The organism is Streptomyces sp. CB02980, from assembly GCF_014451325.2.
In the GTDB taxonomy this organism is placed as follows: domain Bacteria; phylum Actinomycetota; class Actinomycetes; order Streptomycetales; family Streptomycetaceae; genus Streptomyces.
Map to the genome: position 1 here is coordinate 17194 of NZ_JACSCH020000020.1, position 20106 is coordinate 37299.

Below are 20106 nucleotides of genomic sequence, written 5' to 3' on the forward strand. Positions count from 1 at the left end.
CGCCGTACGAAGCGATACGGGGTCGAGCCTCGGTCGGTGCCCCTCGGGGGGCGTCGGCCGGGGCTTTTCTCTTGCTTCCGCGATGTGGGGCGAATTGTCTGAGATGCCGGGTTCCGGTGCCTCGTGCCATGGTGGGGGGAACGTACGACTGGGCCGTGTGCGCCGGGTTTGCCTCCGGTGCGCCCTCCCGCAGGGTGATCCTGCCGGTCTAGCGTCGACGGCAGGAGGCGGCCATGGTACGGCGACGGATGCCGCCGGCGACGCTCGCGCTGGTCGCGATCGGGCTGGTGGCCGGGGGGCTCTGGTGGTGGGCGGTGCTGCGCCTGCTCCTGGTGCCGGGGGAGGCCGGCACGGTCGAGGGCGCGGTGGCCGCGGGCGGCTGGGGGCTGAGTCTGTTGCCGGTGCACGTGGCCGCCTCGTCGGGACGGCCGGGGGCCCTCGCCCGGCGGGTCACCAGGGCATCGCGACGCCGCCGTTGGGGCGCAGGATCTGGCCTGTCGTGAACGCGGAGGCGTCGGACGCGAGGTGCAGGACGGCGTGCGCGATGTCCTCGGCCTCCCCGACCCGGCCCAGCGGGGAATGACGGATCATCGCGGCCTCCGCCTGTTCCTGGGCGGCCGGCTCGTGGCGGTCCGTCATGGGGGTGCGGACCCAGCCCGGGGCGACCGCGTTGACCCGGATGCCGTGCCGGCCCGCCTCCGTCGCCAGCGTCTTCGTCAGCTGGACGACGGCCGCCTTGGTGACGCTGTAACAGAGCAGGCCGGGGCCGGCGGTGTCCATCGCGCCCGAGGCCATCGTGACGATCGAGCCGGGGACGCCGGCCGCGATCATCGAGCGGGCCGCCTCCTGGCAGGCGTAGAGCACGCCCTTGAAATTGACGGCGAGGACGCGGTCCAGGTCCTCGTCGCGGGTCTCCAGGACCGAGCTCGTGTGCATGATCCCGGCGACGGCCGCCATGACGTGGAGGGGGCCGGCCGCGCGGACGGCGGCGGCGAGGGCGGCGCGGTCGGTGACGTCCAGGGGGTGCGCGTGCGCGGTGCCGCCCGCGCGGGCGATGAGGGCGACCGTCTCCTTGAGACCGGGCTCGTCGCGGTCCGCGCAGTGCACGGTGGCGCCGGCCTGGGAGAGGAGGACGGCGGTGGCGCGGCCGATGCCGCTGGCGGCGCCGGTGACGAAGGCGGTGCGGTGGGTGAGGTCGTAGGCGGGGAGGGGCGACTTGTTCGTCGTGTTCGTTTCGCTCGTCGTCGCGGTCGTCGCGGTCGTCGCGGTCGTCGCGGTCGTCGCGGTCGTCGTGTTCGCCTTGTCCGTCATGGTCGGACCGTACGGCTGGATCTGACGGGTCGTCAATTGTCGGGAGTGGGCCCGCTCTCGGGGCCGCGTTGGCAGCCCGGGCACCAGAACGTGACGCGGTCGCCGAGTTCCGCCTTGCGGATCGGGGTGCCGCAGCGGAGGCAGGGGTGGCCGACGCGGCCGTAGACGTGCAGCGGGGTGCCCGGGCGGCGTGTGGTCGTCGTGCGGCGGTCGGGGCGGTCCTTGTTCGCGTCCAGGAGTCGGTGGGCGGTCGCGACCAGGCGGGCGGGGACGTCGGCGGCGAGGTCGCCGACCGGGAGCCATGGCGTCACGCCGGCCAGGAAGGCCAGCTCCGACTTGTACACGTTGCCGATGCCGGCCAGGTTCCGCTGGTCGAGCAGGGCCTCGCCGAGTGCGCGGGCGGGGTCCGCCGTCAGCCGGCGGGTCGCCTCCTCGGCGGCCGTCGCGCCCCAGTCGGGGCCCAGCAGGTCCGGGCCCAGGTGGCCCACCGCTTCCGGCTCGTCCGCGGTGCGGATCAGCTCCAGGACCGGGAGACGGTAGCCGTACGCGGTGTGCTCGGCGTTGCCGAGGATCGCGCGGATCTGGTGGTCCGGGCCGCCGTGCGGGCGCGCCCCGGTGGCGTACACGCGCCAGGCGCCGTCCATCCGCAGATGGGAGTGGAGGGTGAGGCCGCCCTCGATGCGGGCGAGGAGGTGCTTGCCGCGGGGGGTGACGTCGAGGAGTGTGCGGCCGGTCAGGTCGGCGGTGGCGAAACGGGGGACTCGGAGGTCCGCGCGTGTCAGTGGCCGGCCTGCCAGGGCGGTGTGGAGGCGGTGGGCGGTCTGCCAGACGGTGTCTCCTTCGGGCACGGTTCCATGATGCCGGGTGGGTGGGGTCCTGCGCGGGTGCGGGTGCGGGTGCGGGTGGCTGTGCCTGTGCGGTGGCGGTGGCTGTGCTGGGTGGGGGTGTTGCCTATGCGCGGAGGCGGAGGCCTCTTGGGGTGGCGACGAAGCCTGCTTTTTCCAGGGGGGCTGCCAGGGGGGACGTCAGGGACGTCGTTCCGTTGATCCGTTCCACCGTGACCGTGCCCAGGGTGCCCGCCTTCGCGGAGGTCGCCAGGGTTTCCGCCGCGGCCTTCAGGGACGGGTCGTCCGGGTCCGTCGGCCAGGACAGGAGTGTCTTGCCGCCGCGCTCCATGTAGAGCGTGAGCTCGCCGTCGACCAGGACCACCAGGGCGCCCGCCTTGCGCCCCGGCTTGTGGCCGGCGCCCGTCGGGGGCTCGGGCCAGGACAGGGCCGCCCCGTAGGCGTTCGCCGGGTCGGCCGCCGCGAGGACCAGCGCGCGGGGGCCCGCCGCGGCCTCCGCGCCGCGGTCGCGGGCGGTCGAGGCGGCCCGGAGGCGGTCCACCGCCCCGTCCATCGCGAACTGGGCCGCGCCGAGACCCTCGACCACATAGCCGCGCCGGGCCTGCCCGCTGTCCTCGAAGGCGGCCAGGATCCGGTACGTGGCGGAGAAACCGCCCTCCACACCCTCGGCCGCCACCGCGCCCCGGGTGACCACGCCGTGCCGGTCGAGGAGGGTGCGGGCGAGGGCGTGCGCCCGGTGGGTCGGCTCCGGCTCCGGAGGGGGGAGCAGGGACCAGCGGCCGGAGACCGTGGGCGGGCCGGTGCGGGAGGCGGGGCGTGCGGCCGCGGTCAGCGTGCCGTACCGGCCGCGCGGGACCGTGCGGCGCGCCCGGTGGGCGGTGGAGCCGGCCGTGCGGCCCGAGCCGAGGAGCGCGCGCAGCGGGGCCAGGGTGTCGTTGGTCAGGCGGCCGGACCAGGCCAGGTCCCAGAGGGCGTCCGCCAGCTGCGGGTCGGTGGCGTCCGGGTGGGTGGTGGCCCGGATCTGGTCGGCGATCTGCCGGAAGAACAGGCCGTACCCGCCGGAGAGGGCCGTGAGCACCGACTCGTGCAGCGCGGACAGCTCCAGTGGGTGCGGCTGCGGGAGGAGCAGCGGTGCCGCGTCCGCCAGGTACAGCGAGACCCAGCCGTCCTTGCCGGGCAGCGCCCCGGCTCCCGCCCAGACGACCTCGCCGGTGGTCGTCAGCTCGTCGAGGAGTGCCGGGGAGTAGTCGCGGACCCGGGACGGCAGGATCAGCTTCTCCAGGGCCGACGCGGGCACGGGTGCGCCCTGGAGCTGCTCGATCGCGCGGGCGAGGCCGTCGATGCCGCGCAGGCTGTTGCTCCCCAGGTGCTGCCACTGCGGCAGGAACGTGGCGAGCGCCGCCGGGGGCACCGGCTCCAGTTCGTGGCGCAGGGCGGCGAGGGAGCGGCGGCGCAGCCGGCGCAGGACGGTGGCGTCGCACCACTCCTGGCCGATGCCGGAGGGGTGGAACTCGCCCTGGACGACGCGGCCCGAGGCGGCGAGCCGCTGGAGGGCGCCGTCGGTGACGGCCGCGCCCAGACCGAAGCGGGTGGCGGCCTGGGAGGAGGTGAAGGGGCCGTGCGTCCGTGCGTACCGCGCGAGGAGGTCGCCCAGCGGGTCCTTGACCGGCTCGGTGAAGGCCTCCGGTACCCCGACCGGGAGGGCCGTGCCCAGGGCGTCCCGGAGCCTGCCCGCGTCCTCGACGGCCGCCCAGTGCTCCCGGCCGCCGATCCGCACCCGGATCGCCCGGCGCGCCGCCCCGAGCTCGGGCGCCCAGCCCGCCTCGGCGCCGCGCTCGGCCAGCTCGGCGTCGGTCAGCGGACCCAGGACCCGCAGCAGGTCGGCGATGCCCTCCACGTCCTTGACGCTGCGGTCGTCCGTCAGCCACTGGAGCTCCCGCTCCAGCTCCGTCAGGACATCGGCGTCGAGCAGCTCGCGCAGCTCCGCCTGGCCGAGCAGCTCGGCGAGCAGCCGGGAGTCCAGGGAGAGCGCGGCCGCCCGCCGCTCGGCGAGCGGGGAGTCGCCCTCGTACAGGAACTGCGCCACGTAGCCGAAGAGGAGCGAGCGGGCGAACGGGGACGGTTCGGGGGTGGTGACCTCGACCAGGCGGACCCGGCGGGCCTCGATGTCCCCCATCAGCTCCGTCAGACCGGGGAGGTCGAAGACGTCCTGGAGGCACTCGCGGACGGCCTCCAGGACGATCGGGAACGAGCCGAACTCGCTCGCCACCTGGAGGAGCTGGGCGGCCCGCTGGCGCTGCTGCCAGAGCGGGGTGCGCTTGCCGGGGTTGCGCTTGGGCAGCAGCAGGGCGCGCGCGGCGCACTCGCGGAACCGGGACGCGAACAGCGCGGAGCCGCCCACCTGGTCGGTGACGATCTGACCGATCTCGCCCTTGTCGAAGAGGGCGTCGGCCGCGCCGACGGGCGCCTTGTCGGCGTCGAACGTCGTGTCGAGGTGCCGTCCGGGGTCGACCGGTTCGTGGTCGAGGAGGTCCAGGCCCATGTCAAGGCCCATCAGGTCGGCGTCCGGGAGGCGCAGCACGATGCCGTCGTCCGCGTGCATCACCTGCGCGTCCATGCCGTACCGCTCGGCGAGCCGCGCGCCGAGCGCCAGGGCCCACGGGGCGTGCACCTGCGCGCCGAACGGGGAGTGGATGACGACCCGCCAGTCCCCGAGCTCGTCCCGGAAGCGCTCGACCAGGATCGTCCGGTCGTCGGGCACGTGGCCGCAGGCCTCGCGCTGCTCCTTGAGGTACGCCAGGACGTTCTCCGCGGCCCAGGCGTCCAGGCCGGCGGCGAGCAGTCGCAGCCGTGCGTCCTCGTCCGGGAGGGCGCCGACCTCGCGGAGGAACGCGCCCACCGCCCGGCCCAGTTCGAGCGGGCGGCCCAGCTGGTCGCCCTTCCAGAAGGGCAGCCTGCCCGGCACCCCGGGCGCCGGCGTGACGAGTACCCGGTCCCGGGTGATGTCCTGGATCCGCCAGGAGGTGGTGCCGAGGGTGAACACGTCGCCGACCCGGGACTCGTACACCATCTCCTCGTCGAGCTCGCCGACCCTGCCCCCGCCCTTCTTGGGGTCCGAGCCGACGAGGAACACGCCGAAGAGGCCCCGGTCGGGGATCGTGCCGCCCGAGGTGACGGCGAGCCGCTGCGCGCCCGGCCGTCCCGTGACCGTGCCGGCGACCCGGTCCCAGACCACGCGCGGGCGCAGCTCGGCGAAGGCGTCCGACGGGTAGCGGCCGGCGAGCATGTCGAGGACGCCCGTGAACGCCGATTCGGGCAGGGAGGCGAACGGCGCCGCCCGGCGCACCAGGGCGAGCAGGTCGTCCACCTGCCAGGTGTCGAGCGCGACGATGGCCACCAGCTGCTGGGCCAGGACGTCCAGGGGGTTGGCGGGGATCCGCATCGACTCGATCGCGCCCGTGCGCATCCGCTCGGTGACCACGGCCGCCTGCACCAGGTCGCCCCGGTACTTGGGGAAGACCACGCCCGTCGACACCGCGCCGACCTGGTGCCCGGCGCGGCCCACGCGCTGGAGCCCGGAGGCCACCGAGGGCGGTGACTCGACCTGCACGACCAGGTCGACCGCGCCCATGTCGATGCCCAGCTCCAGGCTGGAGGTGGCCACCACGGCGGGCAGCCGGCCCGCCTTCAGGTCCTCCTCCACCTGGGCCCGCTGCTCCTTCGACACCGAGCCGTGGTGGGCACGGGCGAGCAGCGGCGGGGCGCCCTGGGCCGCGCCGGACTGGGCCATGATCTCCGCCGGGGGAGCCCCGTCGGGGAGGGGTTCGCCGGTCGCCCGCTCGTACGCGATCTCGTTGAGCCGGTTGCACAGCCGCTCGGCGAGCCGGCGGGAGTTGGCGAAGACGATCGTGGACCGGTGGGCCTGGACGAGGTCGGCGATCCGCTCCTCGACGTGCGGCCAGATCGACGGCTTGTCGCCGCCGTCCTTGCCCTCGGAGGCGGGGGAGCCTCCCAGCTCGCCCATGTCCTCGACGGGGACGACGACGGAGAGGTCGAACTCCTTGCCCGAACGCGGCTGCACGATCTCCACGGCGCGCCCCGGCGACAGGTACCGGGCCACCTCGTCCACCGGGCGGACCGTGGCCGAAAGTCCGATCCGGCGCGCGGGGCGGGGCAGCAGCTCGTCGAGCCGCTCCAGGGAGAGGGCGAGATGCGCGCCGCGCTTCGTGCCCGCGACCGCGTGGACCTCGTCCAGGATGACCGTCTCCACGCCCGCGAGGGCCTCGCGGGCGGCGGAGGTCAGCATCAGGAACAGCGACTCGGGCGTGGTGATCAGGATGTCCGGCGGCCGGGTCGCGAGCGACCGGCGCTCGGCCGGCGGGGTGTCGCCGGAGCGGATGCCGACCCGGATGTCCGGCTCGGGAAGCCCGAGCCGCACCGACTCCTGCCGGATTCCGGTCAGGGGCGAGCGCAGGTTCCGCTCGACGTCCACGGCGAGGGCCTTGAGCGGCGACACGTACAGCACGCGGCAGCGCTTCTTCGGCTCGGCCGGCGGCGGTGCGGCGGCAAGCCGGTCGAGGGAGGCGAGGAAGGCGGCCAGGGTCTTGCCCGAGCCGGTCGGGGCGACGACGAGCACGTCGGAGCCCGCCCCGATGGCGGTCCAGGCGCCCTCCTGCGCCGCCGTGGGCGCGGTGAAGGCCCCGGTGAACCAGCTGCGGGTCGCGGGGGAGAACGAGTCGAGCGCGGACCTGACCATGTCCCCCATCGTGCACCCCGGCACTGACAACCGCCCGGACCTGGGGATATCCGGACCGGGATGTCCGCACGCACCGCGGCGGCCCTCTCGGCCCTGCCGCAGAATGGAGACATGGCGAGCGGGGAGCGGGCACGGTACTGGCAGTACTCCGAGCTGCCCGGGGTCGACCTGCTGCACGCCCACTACATCCACAAGGCCTTCGCCCGGCACACCCACGAGACCTTCGTCTTCGCCGCGATCACCGAGGGCGTCGAGGCCTTCCACTACCGCGACGACCTCGTCCACGCGGGCCCCGGCCAGATCGCCCTGGTGAACCCCGACACCCCGCACACCGGGCACGCGGGCGTACCTGAGGGCTGGACGTACCGGACGATCTACCCCGACGCGGAGATCGTGCGGTCCATCGCCGCCGACACCCTCGCTCTGCGCGGCTCGGTCGGCTTCACCACGCCCGTCGTGGACGACCCGTACGCCGCCCGGCTCGTCGTCGGCGTCCACCGGGCCGCGGAGGAGGGCAACGCGCTCGCGGCCGACAGCCTGCTCCGGCTGGTCACCGCCCGGATGCTGCGCAGCCACGGCGGGATCGTCACCCCGCTCCCGCCCCGCTCGGCGGGCGCCCGGAACGCGGCACGCGCGCGTGCCGTCCTGGCGGACCGCATGATCGAGCCGCCGACCCTGGAGCGGCTCGCCACGGACCTCGGCACCAGCCCCTTCGCCCTCCTCCGGGCCTTCCGGGACGCGTACGGGATGCCGCCGCACACCTGGCTGACCGACGCGCGCGTACGCCGGGCCAGGCAGCTGCTCGACACGGGGACGCCGCCGGCGGAGGCGGCCGCGGCCGTCGGCTTCACCGACCAGTCGCACCTCAACCGGCATTTCACCCGCAGTGTCGGGGTGCCGCCGGGTGCGTACCAGCGCGCAAGAACGTACAAGACCGGGCCGCCGGGGCTGCCGTAACGTCCCTGACGTGGCAGAACAGACAGCACCTCCCGTCATACGCGACGGCACACCGACCAAACCCGACGCGGCCGTCGTCCGCGACGCCCTCGGGGTCGGCGTCGCCGTCGGGCTCTCCGGCTTCGCCTTCGGCGTGACCTCGGCGGGCTCCGGCCTCAGCGTCCTGCAGACCTGTGTCCTCAGCCTGCTCGTCTTCACCGGCGCCTCGCAGTTCGCCCTGGTCGGAGCGCTCGCCGCCGGCGGCAACCCCTTCACGGCCGCCGCCGGGGCCTTCTTCCTGGGCACCCGGAACGCCTTCTACGGGCTGCGGCTCTCCCAGCTCCTCGCCGTGCCGAAGGCCGTCAGGCCGTTCGCCGCGCACTGGGTGATCGACGAGACCACGGCCGTCTCCCTCGCGCAGCCGACCCGCCGGGCCGCCCGCATCGGCTTCACCGTCACCGGACTCACGCTGTACGTCCTGTGGAACGCCACCACCCTCCTCGGGGCGCTCGGCGCCGAGGCGATCGGCGACACGGCGGCCTGGGGGCTCGACGCGGCCGGACCCGCCGTCTTCCTGGCCCTGCTCGCCCCCATGCTGAAGTCCGCGACCGAGCGGACCACCGCCGGGATCGCCGTCCTGCTCGGCCTCGGGCTGCTGCCCGTGCTGCCCGCCGGCGTCCCGGTCCTCGCGGCGGCCCTCGCCGCGCCCCTGGTGCTCTGGTTCCAGGGCCGCCGGATGGGCCCCGCCGGACGAGAGAAGGACTCCCGATGAACGTCTGGATCGCGATCGCCCTGACCGCCGCCGGGTGCTACCTGGTGAAGCTGGCAGGCCTGCTCGTACCCGCCGGAGCGCTGGAGCGCCCGCTCGTCCAGCGGCTCGCCGCCCTGCTCCCCGTGGCGCTGCTCGCCGCGCTCACCGCGCAGCAGACGTTCAGCACGGGCGGCACCGTCGTCCTGGACGCCCGCGCCGCCGGCCTGGCCGCGGCGGCGGTCGCCCTCGTCCTGCGTGCACCGTTCCTGGTCGTGGTGGGCGCGGCCGTCGCCGTCACGGCGGGCGTACGGGCGCTGGGCTGGTGACCTCCGGTTCATGGGTATGCGCCGCGACGACCTCTGGTCGAGGGCCTCGGCGTGAGGGAGGCCGTGCTTGCGCCGCCTCCCGTGGTCATTCGAGCGGGCGGCCGTGGGCGCGGAGCGTGCGGAGGGCCTCGACCGTGACCATCGGGCGGCATTCCAGAGCCGTGCCGGGGGCCCAGGTGTGCCAGCGGATCGGCCAGCCGCCGTCCTCCCGCTGGTCGGCCGCGAGCCGGTCGAGGGAGCGGGTCATCTCCTCCTCCGTGAACCAGCGGGTCGCCAGGGAGTCCGGCACGCGCGCGTAGTCGTGCGGGAAATGCAGCTCCCCCGGCGCGTACCCGTCCGCCACCGGGTAGTCCTCCTCCCGGTCCGGATCCAGTACGGCGAGCCGCTGTTCCCGGACCATGCGGCCGAGGCGGTCGGCGGCCGCCTCCGCACGCGCGCGGTCCGGGGCCCCGTCGAGGAAGGCGACGGCCGCCTGGACCTCGTACGGATGGGACTTCTCCAGGGACTCCACCGCCGACCAGCAGAACTCGGTCGCCCGGAACAGCCACGCGTGCCAGACCTGGTTGCGGTGCAGCACCCCGACCACCGGACCGGTCGTGAGCAGCGCGCTCGGCGGGGAGTCGACGACCGGGACGAACGGTGCGGACGGGTAGGCACGTTGCGACGGGTGGATCGCCGGGAGCGCGCCCTCGTGGGTGGAGACGTCCGTGAGGTAGCGGCAGATCCGCTCCACGCGCAGCCCGCCGCAGCGGCCGATGGAGTCCAGCACCCGCAGCGCGTGCGCGGTGTGCAGGGGCTGGCTGACCGGCCCGCGGAGATCGGGTTCGAGTGCGTGGCCGTAGCCGCCGTCCTCGTTGAGGTACGCCGACAGGGCCGTCTCCACCTGATCCGCGCCACCGCGCAGGAAGTGGTAGGCGAACCGGCGCTGTTCCAGGACGCGGGCCGTCAGCCAGATGAAACGCTCGGCGCGGGCCAGGGGGGTCGCTGGCGGGGAGGAGAGTGGTTTTTCGGCCATGCTCCGACCGTAGGGCGGAAAGTCGCGGTGACAAGGGCTACGGAGCGGGCTGCACTCTTGGGAGCGTGATACTGGGGTCATGCGGTTGACGATTTTCTGGGAACGGATGGCGGACCACTTCGGTGCGTCGTACGCCGAGTCCTTCGCGCGTGACCATGTGATGGCCGAGCTCGGAGGCCGGACGGTGCACGAGGCGCTGGATTCCGGCTGGGAGACGAAGGACGTGTGGCGGGCCGTCTGCGCGGCTGTCGGCGTACCCGCCGACAAGCAGTGACCGACTCGGTCACGACAGGTGACCGAAGGGGATGTGGGGGGTCCGGGGTGGAATGTCCGTGCGGTGCGCGAGACTGGCGGGGTGGCTCCTCCGACTGACGACACCGACGGCTCCGATGACACCGACGGCTCCGACCTGACCGCATCGACGGGTTCGGGCGGATCGACCGGGCCGACTGGATCGACCGTACCGACCGGACCGACTGGATCGACCGGACCGACTGGATCGACTGGATCGGCAGGGCCGGTCGCCTCGACCGGATCGGCCGGGTCCGTCGCCTCCGCGGCGCCGGGCGGCAGAGGCGACGGCGGCGGCCCCGCGCCCGTGTCCGCCGCCCAGGAGGCCCGGATGCCGCGGTGGCTGCCACGCGCGATCGTCCTGGCCCTCGCGCTCTACGCCGTCTTCCTCCTCGGCAACTGGGCCTTCCACCAGCTCGTCGGGCTCCTCGTCAACATCCTGCTCGCCTTCTTCCTCGCCCTCGCCATCGAACCGGCGGTCGGGCGCATGGCGGCGCGCGGGATGCGCCGGGGGCTCGCCACCTTCCTCGTCTTCTTCGCCGTCCTGATCTTCAGCGTCGGCTTCGTCGTCCTCCTGGGGTCGATGCTCGCCGGCCAGATCGTGGACATGGTCGAGAACTTCCCCAAGTACCTCGACTCGCTGATCAACTGGATCAACCAGAACTTCCACACGGACCTGTCGCGGGTCGAGGTCCAGGACAGCGTCCTGAGCTCCGACTGGCTGCAGAAGTACGTCCAGAACAGTGCGTCCGGCGTTCTCGACGTCTCCGCCACCGTCCTCGGCGGCCTGTTCCGGCTGCTGATGATCTTCCTGTTCTCGTTCTACTTCGCGGCCGACGGGCCCCGGCTGCGGCGCGCGCTCTGCTCCGTCCTGCCGCCCGCCCGGCAGACCGAGGTGCTGCGGGCCTGGGAGATCGCGGTCGACAAGACCGGCGGCTACCTGTACTCGCGCGGGCTCATGGCCCTCATCTCCGGTGTCGCGCACTTCGTGCTCTTCGAGATCCTCGGCGTGCCGTACGCGCCCGCGCTCGCGGTGTGGGTCGGTCTGGTCTCGCAGTTCATCCCGACCATCGGTACCTATCTGGCCGGCGCACTGCCGATGCTGCTCGCCTTCACCGTGAACCCCTGGTACGCGCTGTGGGTGCTCGGCTTCGTCGTGATCTACCAGCAGTTCGAGAACTACCTGCTCCAGCCGAAGCTCACGTCGAAGACGGTGGACATCCACCCTGCGGTCGCCTTCGGTTCGGTCATCGCGGGGACGGCGCTGCTCGGCGTCGTCGGCGCGCTGATCGCCATCCCGGCCGTCGCCACCCTCCAGGCCTTCCTCGGTGCCTATGTGAAGCGGTACGACGTGACGGACGACCCGCGCGTCCACGGTCACCGGCGGTACGGGGAGGCCGTGGTCGCGCGGCTGCAGAAGGCCCTTCACCACAAGAAGGAGAAGGAGAGGGAGGCCGCTCAGGATCCTTCGGCCGAGGAGCCCGGGGCCGGGCAGTCCCCGCCCGAGGATTCCTGAGCCTGCGCCTCGGGGGATTCCTGAACCTGCGCCTCAGGGGACTCGTGAGCCCGCGCCTCGGGGGACTCCTGAGCCTGCCCCTCAGAGGTACGACGGCCCGGTGACCCGGTGCCGGAAGGCGTGCCAGATCCACGCCTGGACGGCCACGAGCAACGGCGTGACGACCAGCAGGGCGGGTACGAGCAGGCCGAGCGTGGCGGGGGACGCCGCCCGCTCGGCCAGCGGCAGCGCGGTGCCCGCCCAGAGCGGCAGCCCGCCCATCAGGACCGCGGTGAGCGCGAAGGACTGCCAGGGGCGCCCGGCGCGTCCGACGAGCCTGCGGGCGCGCTCGTACGGCAGTCCCGTGAGCCGGAGCGTGGCGAAACCGAGCCCGTGCGCGGCGAACAGCGCGGCCACGGCGAGCGCGGTGAGGAGGGCCGTCGCGCCGGTCGCCGGCGCGTAGGGCCGCCCGGTGAGCAGGGCCGTGAGCAGCCACCCCCAGGACAGTGCGACGGCCCAGCTCCCGCAGGTCACCGCCGCGTCGCAGGCGGCGCGCCAGCGCGGACCCGGACCGTGGCCGCGGGACCAGAGGCCCGCGTCGCGGACGATCCAGCCGGTCAGCAGGGCCACGAGGACCGGGAACTGGCCGCTCAGGAGCTCGCCTTCGAGCGCGGGGAAGCAGCCGACGAGGACGCCGACGGTGGCCACGAGCCAGACCTCGTTGCCCAGGAAGAACGGGGCGAACGAGGCGAGGACCAGCCGCCGCTCGCGGTCGTTCCGGCCGAGCCAGGGCGTGAGCATGCCGGTGCCGATGTCCGCCCCGGCGAGGACGAACCAGCCCGCTGCGAAGAAGGCGAGCAGGGCGATGGCCAGGGTCTCCACGGGGGCTCCTCGGGCTTTCCTGGGGGAGGGAGAGGGGAGGTGAGGTGATGGGGGGAGCGGACGGTTCAGTAGCGGGGGGCCGGGAGGGCGTCGGCCGGGTCGGGTGTTCCGCCGTCGCCGTCGCCGTCGCCGTCGTTCCCGTCCCTGTCCCTGTCCCCGCCCCTGTCCACGGTGGGCCTTTCGTCGTGGCCGAGGCCGGCGTCGACCGGGCCCCGGCGGGCGTGGCGGGTGAGGAGCCAGGCGTTGAGGACGACGAGCAGGACGAAGACGGTGGTGAAGACGGTGAGGGAGAGACGCATGGTGCCGGGGGAGAGATCCGAGACCGCGTCCTCCGTCTTCAGCAGTCCGTAGACCACCCAGGGCTGCCGCCCGGACTCCCGGAACACCCAGCCGCTGATCATCGCGATGTACGGCAGCGGGACGGCCGCCATCAGGACGAGATGCCACAGGCGGAAGCGGAAGACGACCTTCCTGAAGGCGGCCAGGATCACCCCGGCGAAGGACAGGTACATCATCAGCGCGAAGCAGATCAGCATCACCAGCGCGCCGCCCCGGGTCCACGCCTCCGAGGGCACGTAGTCACCGGGCCCGAAACGTTCCGTCAGCTCTGCCTGGACCCGCGCGATCTCCGCGGTCTTCCCGCTGAACACGGCCGACTTCATCGGCTGGAAGGCGTCGAGGACGGCGAACTGCACCCCGCCGAAGACGGCGGTCACCATCAGCGCGGGCGCCGAGAGGAACACCCCGATCCGCAGGCTGCGGCCGAAGAACTCCCACTCCGGGCTACGCCGGAACAGGTGGTACGCGCTCACCCCGGCCATGAAGAACCCCGCCGTGAGCAGCGCGCCCGCCACGATGTGGCCGAAGGCGAGCAGCGCGGAGGGGTTGGTCAGCACCGCGACCGGGTCGTCGAGGACGAGCTCGCCGTTCTCGGAGCCGTACCCCACGGGGTGGTTGAGGAAGCCGTTGGAGACGAGGATCCAGTACGCCGAGACATAGGCGGTCAGGACGACGATCCAGATCGCCGCCAGGTGGGCCCAGCGGTTGAGCCGGTTCCAGCCGAAGATCCACAGGCCGAGGAAGGTCGACTCGACGAAGAACGCCACGATCGTCTCGACGGCGAGCGACGCCCCGAGGATGTTGCCCGCCTCGTGGGTGAGCCCGCTCCACGCCATGCCGAACTGGAACTCCATCACCAGACCGGTGACGATGCCGACCGCGTAGTTGATCACGTACAGCTGGCCCCAGAACCGCACCATGCGCGCGTCCAGCGGCTTCCGGCTGAACGTGGCCCGCGTCTGGAGCACGGCCACGACGGTCGCGAGCCCCAGGGTGAGGGCGACGAAGAGGAAGTGGCCGCCCGCCGTGAGGGCGAACTGCAGCCGTGCGAGATCGAGTACGTCCTGGTTCACCCGATCAGCGTCGGCGTACGGTCGGGGACCTGGCGTCACCCCCGGGTGGACAGTGGCCGTACCCCAGCGGTTGCGCCTCCCCACGCGCGCGTACCCCGTGAGTTGTGCCGAGCGGTTCCCGCCACCTAGGGGTGGGGACGCCGCAGAAGGGGCGCCGGCCCTCGGTCAGGCAAGCCAGCCCGGCGTGATCATCCCCGACTCGTACGCCAGGATCACCAGCTGCGCCCGGTCCCGTACGGCCAGCTTGGTCATGATCCTGCTGACATGGGTCTTCGCGGTCGCGGGGGACAGGACGAGGCGGCCGGCGATCTCGTCGTTCGAGAGCCCGGCGCCCACCAGGCCGAGGACCTCGCGCTCCCGCTCGGTGAGGGCGTTGAGCCGGGGGCTCGGGTCCGGCTGCCGGTCGGCCCGGCCCGCGAACTCGGCGATCAGACGGCGGGTCACGGCCGGGGCGATCAGGGCGTCACCGCGCGCCACGACCCGTACCGCGTGCAGCAGTTCCATCGGCTCGGTGTCCTTCACCAGGAAGCCCGACGCGCCCGCGCGGAGCGCCCCGTACACATGGTCGTCCGCGTCGAAGGTGGTCAGGATGACCACCCGTACCCCTTCGAGCCGCTCGTCGGCGGTGATGCGGCGGGTGGCTTCGAGGCCGTCGAGGACCGGCATGCGGATGTCCATCAGGACCACGTCCGGGCGCAGTTCGCGGGCGAGCGCGATCGCCTGCTCCCCGTCCCCGGCCTCGCCGACGACCTGGAGATCCTCCTCGTCGGAGAGGATCGACCGGAAGCCGGCCCGGACCAGGGTCTGGTCGTCGGCGAGCACGACACGGATCATCGGGGGTCCCTCTCGGACGCGTCGCTGTCGGACGCGGTGGGTTCGGACGCGGTGGGTTCGGGCGTGGTCGGTTCGGACGCGGTGGGTCCGGGTGCGGTGGGTTCGGGTGTGCTGGGTTCGGGCGTGGTCGGTTCGCGCGGGCCGGCTTCGGACGTGCTTGGTTCGGGCGGGCCGGGTTGTGAGAGCGGCAGTCGCGCGTCCACCAGGAAGCCGCCGTCGTCCCCGTTCTCGGCGGTCAGTTCGCCGCCGAACGCACGGGCCCGCTCGGCCATGCCCCGGATACCGCTGCCGAGGGGACGCCCCTCCGGCGCGCCCTCGCCGTCGTCCGCGATCCGCAGCCGCACCGCGTCCGCGCCCCAGTCGAGGGTGATACAGACGGTCCTCGCGCCCGCGTACCGGGTGACGTTCGTCAGCGACTCCTGCACGATCCGGTACGCGGCCAGGTCGACGGGCGGCGGAAGGGGCACGGGCGTGCCCGTGACGTCCGTACGGACATCGAGACCCGCACTGCGCGCGCGTGCGGCGAGATCGCCGAGGAGCGCGAGACCCGAGGACGACGGGGCCGTGGGCGTCGGCTCGTCGGCGCTGCGCAGCACCCCGAGGGTGGCCCGCAGCTCGCGCAGCGCGTCCTTGCTGGTGGACTTCACCGCCTCCAGGGCCTCGGTGGCGGTGGCGAGCCCGGCCTCCGGGGCGGGCCCCTTGCCGAGGCGGTGGAGCGCGGCACCCGACTGGACGTTGATCAGCGAGATGCTGTGGCCGAGTACGTCGTGCACCTCCCGGGCGATCCTCAGCCGCTCCTCGGTGGCGCTCTGCCGCGCCCGGGCCTCCTGCTCCCGCTCGGCGGCCAGCGCCCGCTGCTCCACCTCGTGCAGATAGGCGATCCGGGTGCGCTGGGCCCGGCCCACCGCGACGAGGCTGATCAGCCAGCCGGCCAGCATGACGAGCGAGGTGTCGTCGATCTGCCGGTGCCCCGGCCGCTGCCGGATCTCGCCGAGCCCGACCGCGAGGAGGGTGACGGCGGCCAGTGCGACGGCGGCGGCGAAGCGGCCCTCCGCGGCGGCCGTGTACAGCGCGAGCGCGAAGGCGATCATCAGCGGGCCGTCCTGGGCGGACAGCGGGTAGTAGACGACGCAGGCGAGCAGCGTGACGACGGAGACGGCGACCGGCTGCCGCCGCCGGAAGTACAGGGCCCCGCACCCGATCAGGATCAGCACCCAGCCGAGCACCGTACGGACGGTGGGCTCGCTCGCGTACTGCGCGGAGACGAGCGTCCAGACGGCGACGACGAGCAGGACGACACCCGCCACGACGGCATCGGCGGCCCGTGGCGAAAGACGCCCGCCGCCCGGGGAACGGAGGGGGAGGGGCATGCGTCGAAGGATAGGCGGGGGACGGTTCGTGGGGGGCGGCAGCGTGCGGGCCGACGGGCTTGGGGGGCTTCGATGATGTTCGGGTACTCGGACGAGTGGTGGGCGTTGCTGTTCGTGCCCGTGGTGCTGTGGGTGCCGTTCGGGCCCTTCGTCATGGGGGGAATGGGGGTGTGGTGCGCCCGGCGGCCCGGGTGGTGGCCGCGACTGTGGTCGGTGCTGCTGCCGCTGGTGCCGGTCGCGGTCTCGGCGACCGCGATCATTCTGCCCACGGACACGTGGGACGAGCCCACCCACGGTGAGGACGTGCTTGGTTACGTCCTCGTGTACGTCCTGGGGATCACCGTGCTGCCCTGGGCGCTGGGGTACGGGATCACTCGGGTGGTGCGGGGGGTGCGGGCGCGCCGGGGGCGGGGTCGGGGGCCGGAGCGGGGGTCGGAGCCGGAGCCGGAGCGGGAGCCGATGCGGGAGCCGATGCGGGACCAGGACCAGGACCTGGGCCTGGACCTGGGCCTGGACCTGGGCCAGGACCTGGGCCAGGACCTGGGCCAGGACCTGGGCGAGGGCCTGGGCCGTACGGAGTCCTAGGCGGTCATGAGGGGGTTGGGCACCGGGAGGTAGTGGGGCGCGGTGCCCTCCGCGCGGAGCCAGCGGGAGAGCAGGTTGGCCTTGCCGGGGACGGTGGGGGAGTCGAGCAGGGCCTTGACGTCGGGGAGCGCGGGCAGCCGGCCGCCCCGTTCGAACTCGGCGCGGGCCATCGCCCACAGCGCGGGGGCGGAACCCGGGAAGCGGTGGGTGAGGGCGCCGGCGATCTCGGAGAGGTTGTTGACGACGAGGCAGTACACGAGCCTCCGCCAGGCCGCCGTACGGGGCATCTCGGGGATCGTCTTGGCGCCCTCCGCGTCGCGGAAGACGGACTGGACGGGGGTGCCGTGGGCGTCCACGGCGATCAGGGTGTTCTGTAGATGGCACTCCACGACGACGCCGAAGCGGGCGAACGCCTCCAGGACGGGCGCCACGACGCACCGCAGATACGCCGCCCACCAGGGCCGGGGGTCGGCGATCCGGTCGAGGGGGTTCCCGGGGAAGCCCTCCGCGAGCGCGGCGGTCAGCACGGCGGTCGAGCCCAGGGCCAGGTGCCGGTCGAGGCCGTCCCGGACGAGGACGGCGCAGGTCTCGAAGAGGCCGTCCACCGTGCGGTAGCCGCGGTCGCTGAGCCAGGACGCCGGGCCGCCCATGGCGGCGAAGGCGGCGCTCACGACGGGGTCGGTACGGCGGACCTGGAGCAGCTCGTGGCGTCGCATCCGGCGGATGTCGTTGGTGATCCGGACGTCGAGACTGAACTTGAGGAACATGTCCCCGGTTCCGGTGCTCCGCGCGTCCCCGGGAAGGTGCAGAGTGCGGACCGAGGCGGTCGGCCGGGCGGCCCTCGGCGTGACGCCCAGGCGGACGAGGCGGCCTTCGGCGAAGGCGGCACGCACGCGCGTGGCGCGGTCGGAGAGCGCGAGCTGCCAGGGGTGGGCCGGCAGCAGGCGGTAGCCCGGGGGCGCTTCGCCGAGGGTGTCCAGGGCCCGGGTGTCACCGTCCTCGACCACCGCGTCCTCGCGTACGCCGAGCAGGACGAGCGGGAACTGGGCGTACGCCTCGGGCGCGTAGCGCAGCCAGTCGGCAGCCGGGCCCTCGCCCATGCGCGCCTTGGGGGCCGGGTGGTACGGGTGGCCCATGACCAGCGCCTGTTCGGAGCGCAGCCAGGGGTCCTCGGGCGGCGCCACGCGGGCGCGTGCGGCCAGCACGGCCTGGACGGCGGTGCGGCTGGCGGCCATCTCGGCGGCCAGGGCGGGGTTGGCGCGCCCGGTGGAGGCGTACATCTCCTGGACGGCGACGTCGACGAGCTCCGCGTGACGGAGGAGCCGCCAGCCGCGGCCCGTCCACAGCTCGGGGGAGGAGGGGCGGTGGCCGGGGCGGACGCGCAGGAAGCGGCCGCTGACGCGCAGGCGGTGGACGGCGTACGGGGTGGTGCCGCCACTTCGGGGTGGGCCCGCGGGCACCTCCGCGGGCGGGCCCGCGGGTGCCGGCGTGGACAGGCCCGCGGGTGCCTCCGTGGACAGGCCTGCGGGTGCCTCCGTGGGCAGTCCCACAGACGGGTCCGCGGGTGGGTCCGCGGGTGGGTCCGCGGGGGTGTCAGCCGCCGGGTCCGCGGCCTCCCGGAGCAGGCAGTTGAGCAGGGGCGTCACCGCCAGTGCGTCGGCGGTCCGCGCGAGTGTGTTCATCGCCTTCAGTATGTGTGGATCGCGTTCGACCGCGATAGAACAACCGTATGTGCCGAACCGCCGCGGAGCGGACTCTGGCCGCCGAGCTGGACGTCGTACGCCCGGGGCTCACGGCCGCGTACGCGGCGGAGCTTCCGGGCGCCAGAGCCGCCGTGCTGACCCGGCTGTGGCGCGGGCTCGTCCACGAGCCGCTTCCGTGGGTCGCCGCGCGGACGTCCGACCGCGAAGGCGTCACCCTGTGTCTGGCGGACGGGCGTCGCCTGCGCGGGCCGCACTCGGATCCCTGGGCGACGACCGCGTCGGTGTCAGGACTCGACCTTGCCGGCGTCCGGTACGACCATCCGGCTGACCTGGTGGCGGCCCTGGCCGTTCCGCGGGGCGGGCGCCTGGCGGCCGAGCTCGACCACAGTGTCGCGTCGCTGGCCCTTTCCCGTACGGCCCCTCGGCGAGCGGCCCCGCCCGTCCACCCGTGGGAGTGGGAGCAGGGCGAGACCGACGGGCATCCGTACCATCCGGGCTGCCGCTCCCGGCCCGGTTTCTCCGCCGCCGAGCAGCTCGCGTACGCCCCCGAACACCGGCCCGTGGTGTCCCTGCGCCTCGCCCCGGTCGAGGGTGCGGCGGTGTCGTTGTCGGGGGAGTGGCCGCGCGAACTGCGCGACGGCTCCTCCGTGCTGATCCCCGTGCACCCGTGGCAGGCCCGGCACGTGCTGACCGGCCTTACGCTGCGGCCCGGCCCAGACGCCCACCCGCTGCTGTCACTGCGGACGCTCGACCTGGGCGGCGACCGGCACGTCAAGACCTCGCTGACCACACAACTCACGTCCACCGTGCGGGACATCTCGGCGTACACCGTCACCCACTCCCTCGCGACGTCCGAGTTCGTCGAGGGGCTCGCCCGCCGGCTGGACGACCGGCTGCGCATCGCCCGTACGGTCGCCGCCGCGGGGGCGGGAACGGCCGATCTGGCGGCGCTCCTGCGCGAGTCGCCGCAGGTGCACGCGGACCCGGCGGCCGGGGAGCGCGTCGTTCCGGTGGCTGCCCTGCCCGCGCTGCTCGCGGCCCGCCCGGCGGGTGAACGGCTCGACCGCGTCGTCGAGTTCGCGCGCCTCGCCCTCGGTGTCTGTCTGGAGCTGCTCGACCTCGGGGTGGCCCTGGAGGCGCACGGCCAGAACCTGCTCGCCGTCGTCGACGCCGACGACCGGACCCGGCGCCTCGTCTACCGGGACCTCGCCGACATCCGCATCAGCCCCGCGCGCCTCGCCCGGCATGGCGTCCCGGCCCCGCCCGTCAGCGGCCGCCTCCTGAACGACGATCCGGCCGTGCTCCGCCGCAAGGTCCTCGGCAGTCTGGTCACCGGCGCGCTCGGCCCGCTGGCAGGCGACGCGCCGACCCTCGGAACGGTCCTGGAGACGGCAACCCGTGGCCTCGCCGCCACACCGGACCTGCAGGCCCTGCGGACGGAACCGCTCCCGGCGAAGGCGCTCACGCTGATGCGGCTGGCCACGGCGGGCGGCGGGGGCGGGGACCTGTGGACGGCGCTTCCGAACCCCTCGGAGGACGGGCGGGGCAGTGACCGTCGTACCGGCGACGGCCTTCGGACCGCCGAGTAGGTGCT

Annotated in this window: 17 protein-coding genes; 8 read left to right on the top strand and 9 right to left on the bottom strand. The window is 74.0% G+C overall.

Annotated features, from left to right (window positions below):
* Positions 1-233 precede the first annotated feature (233 nt).
* Positions 234-503: a hypothetical protein gene (locus E0F75_RS32295; RefSeq protein WP_229314513.1), complete on the top strand. Its 270-nt coding sequence runs from the start codon at positions 234-236 to the stop codon at positions 501-503.
* Here E0F75_RS32295 and E0F75_RS32300 read toward each other — a convergent pair.
* From E0F75_RS32300 to E0F75_RS32310, 3 genes are all read right to left on the bottom strand, one after another.
* Entirely contained in the window at positions 451-1347 is an 897-nt protein-coding gene (locus tag E0F75_RS32300; RefSeq protein WP_374115473.1) for an SDR family NAD(P)-dependent oxidoreductase, read from the bottom strand. The two genes, E0F75_RS32295 and E0F75_RS32300, sit on opposite strands and share 53 nt — an antisense overlap.
* Complete coding sequence (locus E0F75_RS32305; protein WP_229314515.1) at positions 1344-2159, bottom strand: DNA-formamidopyrimidine glycosylase family protein; 816 nt, start codon at positions 2157-2159, stop codon at positions 1344-1346. The genes E0F75_RS32300 and E0F75_RS32305 overlap by 4 nt, the downstream gene beginning before the upstream one ends.
* A 103-nt stretch (positions 2160-2262) precedes the next feature.
* Positions 2263-6912 carry a DEAD/DEAH box helicase gene (locus tag E0F75_RS32310; protein ID WP_229314516.1) on the bottom strand — a complete coding sequence of 1550 codons (4650 nt, stop codon included), beginning with the start codon at positions 6910-6912 and terminating at the stop codon, positions 2263-2265.
* 111 nt (positions 6913-7023) lie between these two features.
* Here E0F75_RS32310 and E0F75_RS32315 point away from each other — a divergent pair, with 111 nt between their 5' ends.
* The 3 genes from E0F75_RS32315 to E0F75_RS32325 are packed head-to-tail and all read left to right on the top strand — an operon-like array spanning position 7024 to position 8925.
* A complete protein-coding gene (locus tag E0F75_RS32315; protein WP_374115476.1) occupies positions 7024-7869 on the top strand; it encodes an AraC family transcriptional regulator in 846 nt (281 codons plus the stop codon).
* A 10-nt stretch (positions 7870-7879) separates the two neighbouring features.
* Positions 7880-8620 carry an AzlC family ABC transporter permease gene (locus tag E0F75_RS32320; RefSeq protein WP_229314518.1) on the top strand — a complete coding sequence of 247 codons (741 nt, stop codon included), beginning with the start codon at positions 7880-7882 and terminating at the stop codon, positions 8618-8620.
* Entirely contained in the window at positions 8617-8925 is a 309-nt protein-coding gene (locus E0F75_RS32325; protein WP_055601382.1) for an AzlD domain-containing protein, read from the top strand. The genes E0F75_RS32320 and E0F75_RS32325 overlap by 4 nt, the downstream gene beginning before the upstream one ends.
* Before the next feature lie 85 nt (positions 8926-9010).
* On the opposite strand, the gene E0F75_RS32330 is transcribed toward E0F75_RS32325, so the two are convergent.
* The gene (locus E0F75_RS32330; protein ID WP_229314519.1) at positions 9011-9940 is read right to left on the bottom strand and encodes a hypothetical protein; all 930 of its coding nucleotides are present in this window, start codon (positions 9938-9940) and stop codon (positions 9011-9013) included.
* A 79-nt stretch (positions 9941-10019) separates the two neighbouring features.
* On the opposite strand from E0F75_RS32330, the gene E0F75_RS32335 reads away from it, so the two are divergent.
* Positions 10020-10214: a DUF3046 domain-containing protein gene (locus tag E0F75_RS32335; protein ID WP_229314520.1), complete on the top strand. Its 195-nt coding sequence runs from the start codon at positions 10020-10022 to the stop codon at positions 10212-10214.
* Positions 10215-10562: 348 nt separating this feature from the next.
* Positions 10563-11747: an AI-2E family transporter gene (locus E0F75_RS32340; protein WP_308189621.1), complete on the top strand. Its 1185-nt coding sequence runs from the start codon at positions 10563-10565 to the stop codon at positions 11745-11747.
* Between the two features lie 81 nt (positions 11748-11828).
* On the opposite strand, the gene E0F75_RS32345 is transcribed toward E0F75_RS32340, so the two are convergent.
* The 4 genes from E0F75_RS32345 to E0F75_RS32360 form a co-directional block, all read right to left on the bottom strand.
* Positions 11829-12608 carry a cytochrome d ubiquinol oxidase subunit II gene (locus E0F75_RS32345; RefSeq protein WP_229314522.1) on the bottom strand — a complete coding sequence of 260 codons (780 nt, stop codon included), beginning with the start codon at positions 12606-12608 and terminating at the stop codon, positions 11829-11831.
* Positions 12609-12673: 65 nt separating this feature from the next.
* Positions 12674-14020, bottom strand: coding sequence for a cytochrome ubiquinol oxidase subunit I (locus E0F75_RS32350; protein ID WP_229314523.1), 1347 nt, complete (start codon positions 14018-14020; stop codon positions 12674-12676).
* A gap of 165 nt (positions 14021-14185) precedes the next feature.
* The gene (locus tag E0F75_RS32355; protein WP_055604269.1) at positions 14186-14854 is read right to left on the bottom strand and encodes a response regulator transcription factor; all 669 of its coding nucleotides are present in this window, start codon (positions 14852-14854) and stop codon (positions 14186-14188) included.
* Positions 14851-16224: a sensor histidine kinase gene (locus E0F75_RS32360; RefSeq protein WP_229314524.1), complete on the bottom strand. Its 1374-nt coding sequence runs from the start codon at positions 16222-16224 to the stop codon at positions 14851-14853. Before E0F75_RS32360 ends, E0F75_RS32355 begins: the two co-directional genes overlap by 4 nt.
* A 72-nt stretch (positions 16225-16296) precedes the next feature.
* On the opposite strand from E0F75_RS32360, the gene E0F75_RS32365 reads away from it, so the two are divergent.
* Entirely contained in the window at positions 16297-16809 is a 513-nt protein-coding gene (locus E0F75_RS32365; protein ID WP_229314525.1) for a hypothetical protein, read from the top strand.
* On the opposite strand, the gene E0F75_RS32370 is transcribed toward E0F75_RS32365, so the two are convergent.
* Positions 16806-18491 (bottom strand): IucA/IucC family protein, encoded by a 1686-nt coding sequence (locus tag E0F75_RS32370; protein ID WP_229314526.1) that lies wholly within the window; start codon positions 18489-18491, stop codon positions 16806-16808. The genes E0F75_RS32365 and E0F75_RS32370 overlap by 4 nt on opposite strands.
* Positions 18492-18538: 47 nt before the next feature.
* Here E0F75_RS32370 and E0F75_RS32375 point away from each other — a divergent pair, with 47 nt between their 5' ends.
* Positions 18539-20101: an IucA/IucC family siderophore biosynthesis protein gene (locus E0F75_RS32375; RefSeq protein ID WP_229314527.1), complete on the top strand. Its 1563-nt coding sequence runs from the start codon at positions 18539-18541 to the stop codon at positions 20099-20101.
* Positions 20102-20106: the final 5 nt, after the last annotated feature.

What these genes read in the sequence shown, in the direction of transcription:
- E0F75_RS32295 (WP_229314513.1), top strand. Translation starts at nt 234, where the DNA reads ATGGTACGGCGACGGATGCCGCCGGCGACGCTCGCGCTGGTCGCGATC.
- E0F75_RS32310 (WP_229314516.1), bottom strand. Translation starts at nt 6,912, where the DNA reads ATGGTCAGGTCCGCGCTCGACTCGTTCTCCCCCGCGACCCGCAGCTGG.
- E0F75_RS32315 (WP_374115476.1), top strand. Translation starts at nt 7,024, where the DNA reads ATGGCGAGCGGGGAGCGGGCACGGTACTGGCAGTACTCCGAGCTGCCC.
- E0F75_RS32325 (WP_055601382.1), top strand. Translation starts at nt 8,617, where the DNA reads ATGAACGTCTGGATCGCGATCGCCCTGACCGCCGCCGGGTGCTACCTG.
- E0F75_RS32330 (WP_229314519.1), bottom strand. Translation starts at nt 9,940, where the DNA reads ATGGCCGAAAAACCACTCTCCTCCCCGCCAGCGACCCCCCTGGCCCGC.
- E0F75_RS32335 (WP_229314520.1), top strand. Translation starts at nt 10,020, where the DNA reads ATGCGGTTGACGATTTTCTGGGAACGGATGGCGGACCACTTCGGTGCG.
- E0F75_RS32340 (WP_308189621.1), top strand. Translation starts at nt 10,563, where the DNA reads ATGCCGCGGTGGCTGCCACGCGCGATCGTCCTGGCCCTCGCGCTCTAC.
- E0F75_RS32355 (WP_055604269.1), bottom strand. Translation starts at nt 14,854, where the DNA reads ATGATCCGTGTCGTGCTCGCCGACGACCAGACCCTGGTCCGGGCCGGC.
- E0F75_RS32360 (WP_229314524.1), bottom strand. Translation starts at nt 16,224, where the DNA reads ATGCCCCTCCCCCTCCGTTCCCCGGGCGGCGGGCGTCTTTCGCCACGG.
- E0F75_RS32365 (WP_229314525.1), top strand. Translation starts at nt 16,297, where the DNA reads ATGATGTTCGGGTACTCGGACGAGTGGTGGGCGTTGCTGTTCGTGCCC.
- E0F75_RS32370 (WP_229314526.1), bottom strand. Translation starts at nt 18,491, where the DNA reads ATGAACACACTCGCGCGGACCGCCGACGCACTGGCGGTGACGCCCCTG.
- E0F75_RS32375 (WP_229314527.1), top strand. Translation starts at nt 18,539, where the DNA reads ATGTGCCGAACCGCCGCGGAGCGGACTCTGGCCGCCGAGCTGGACGTC.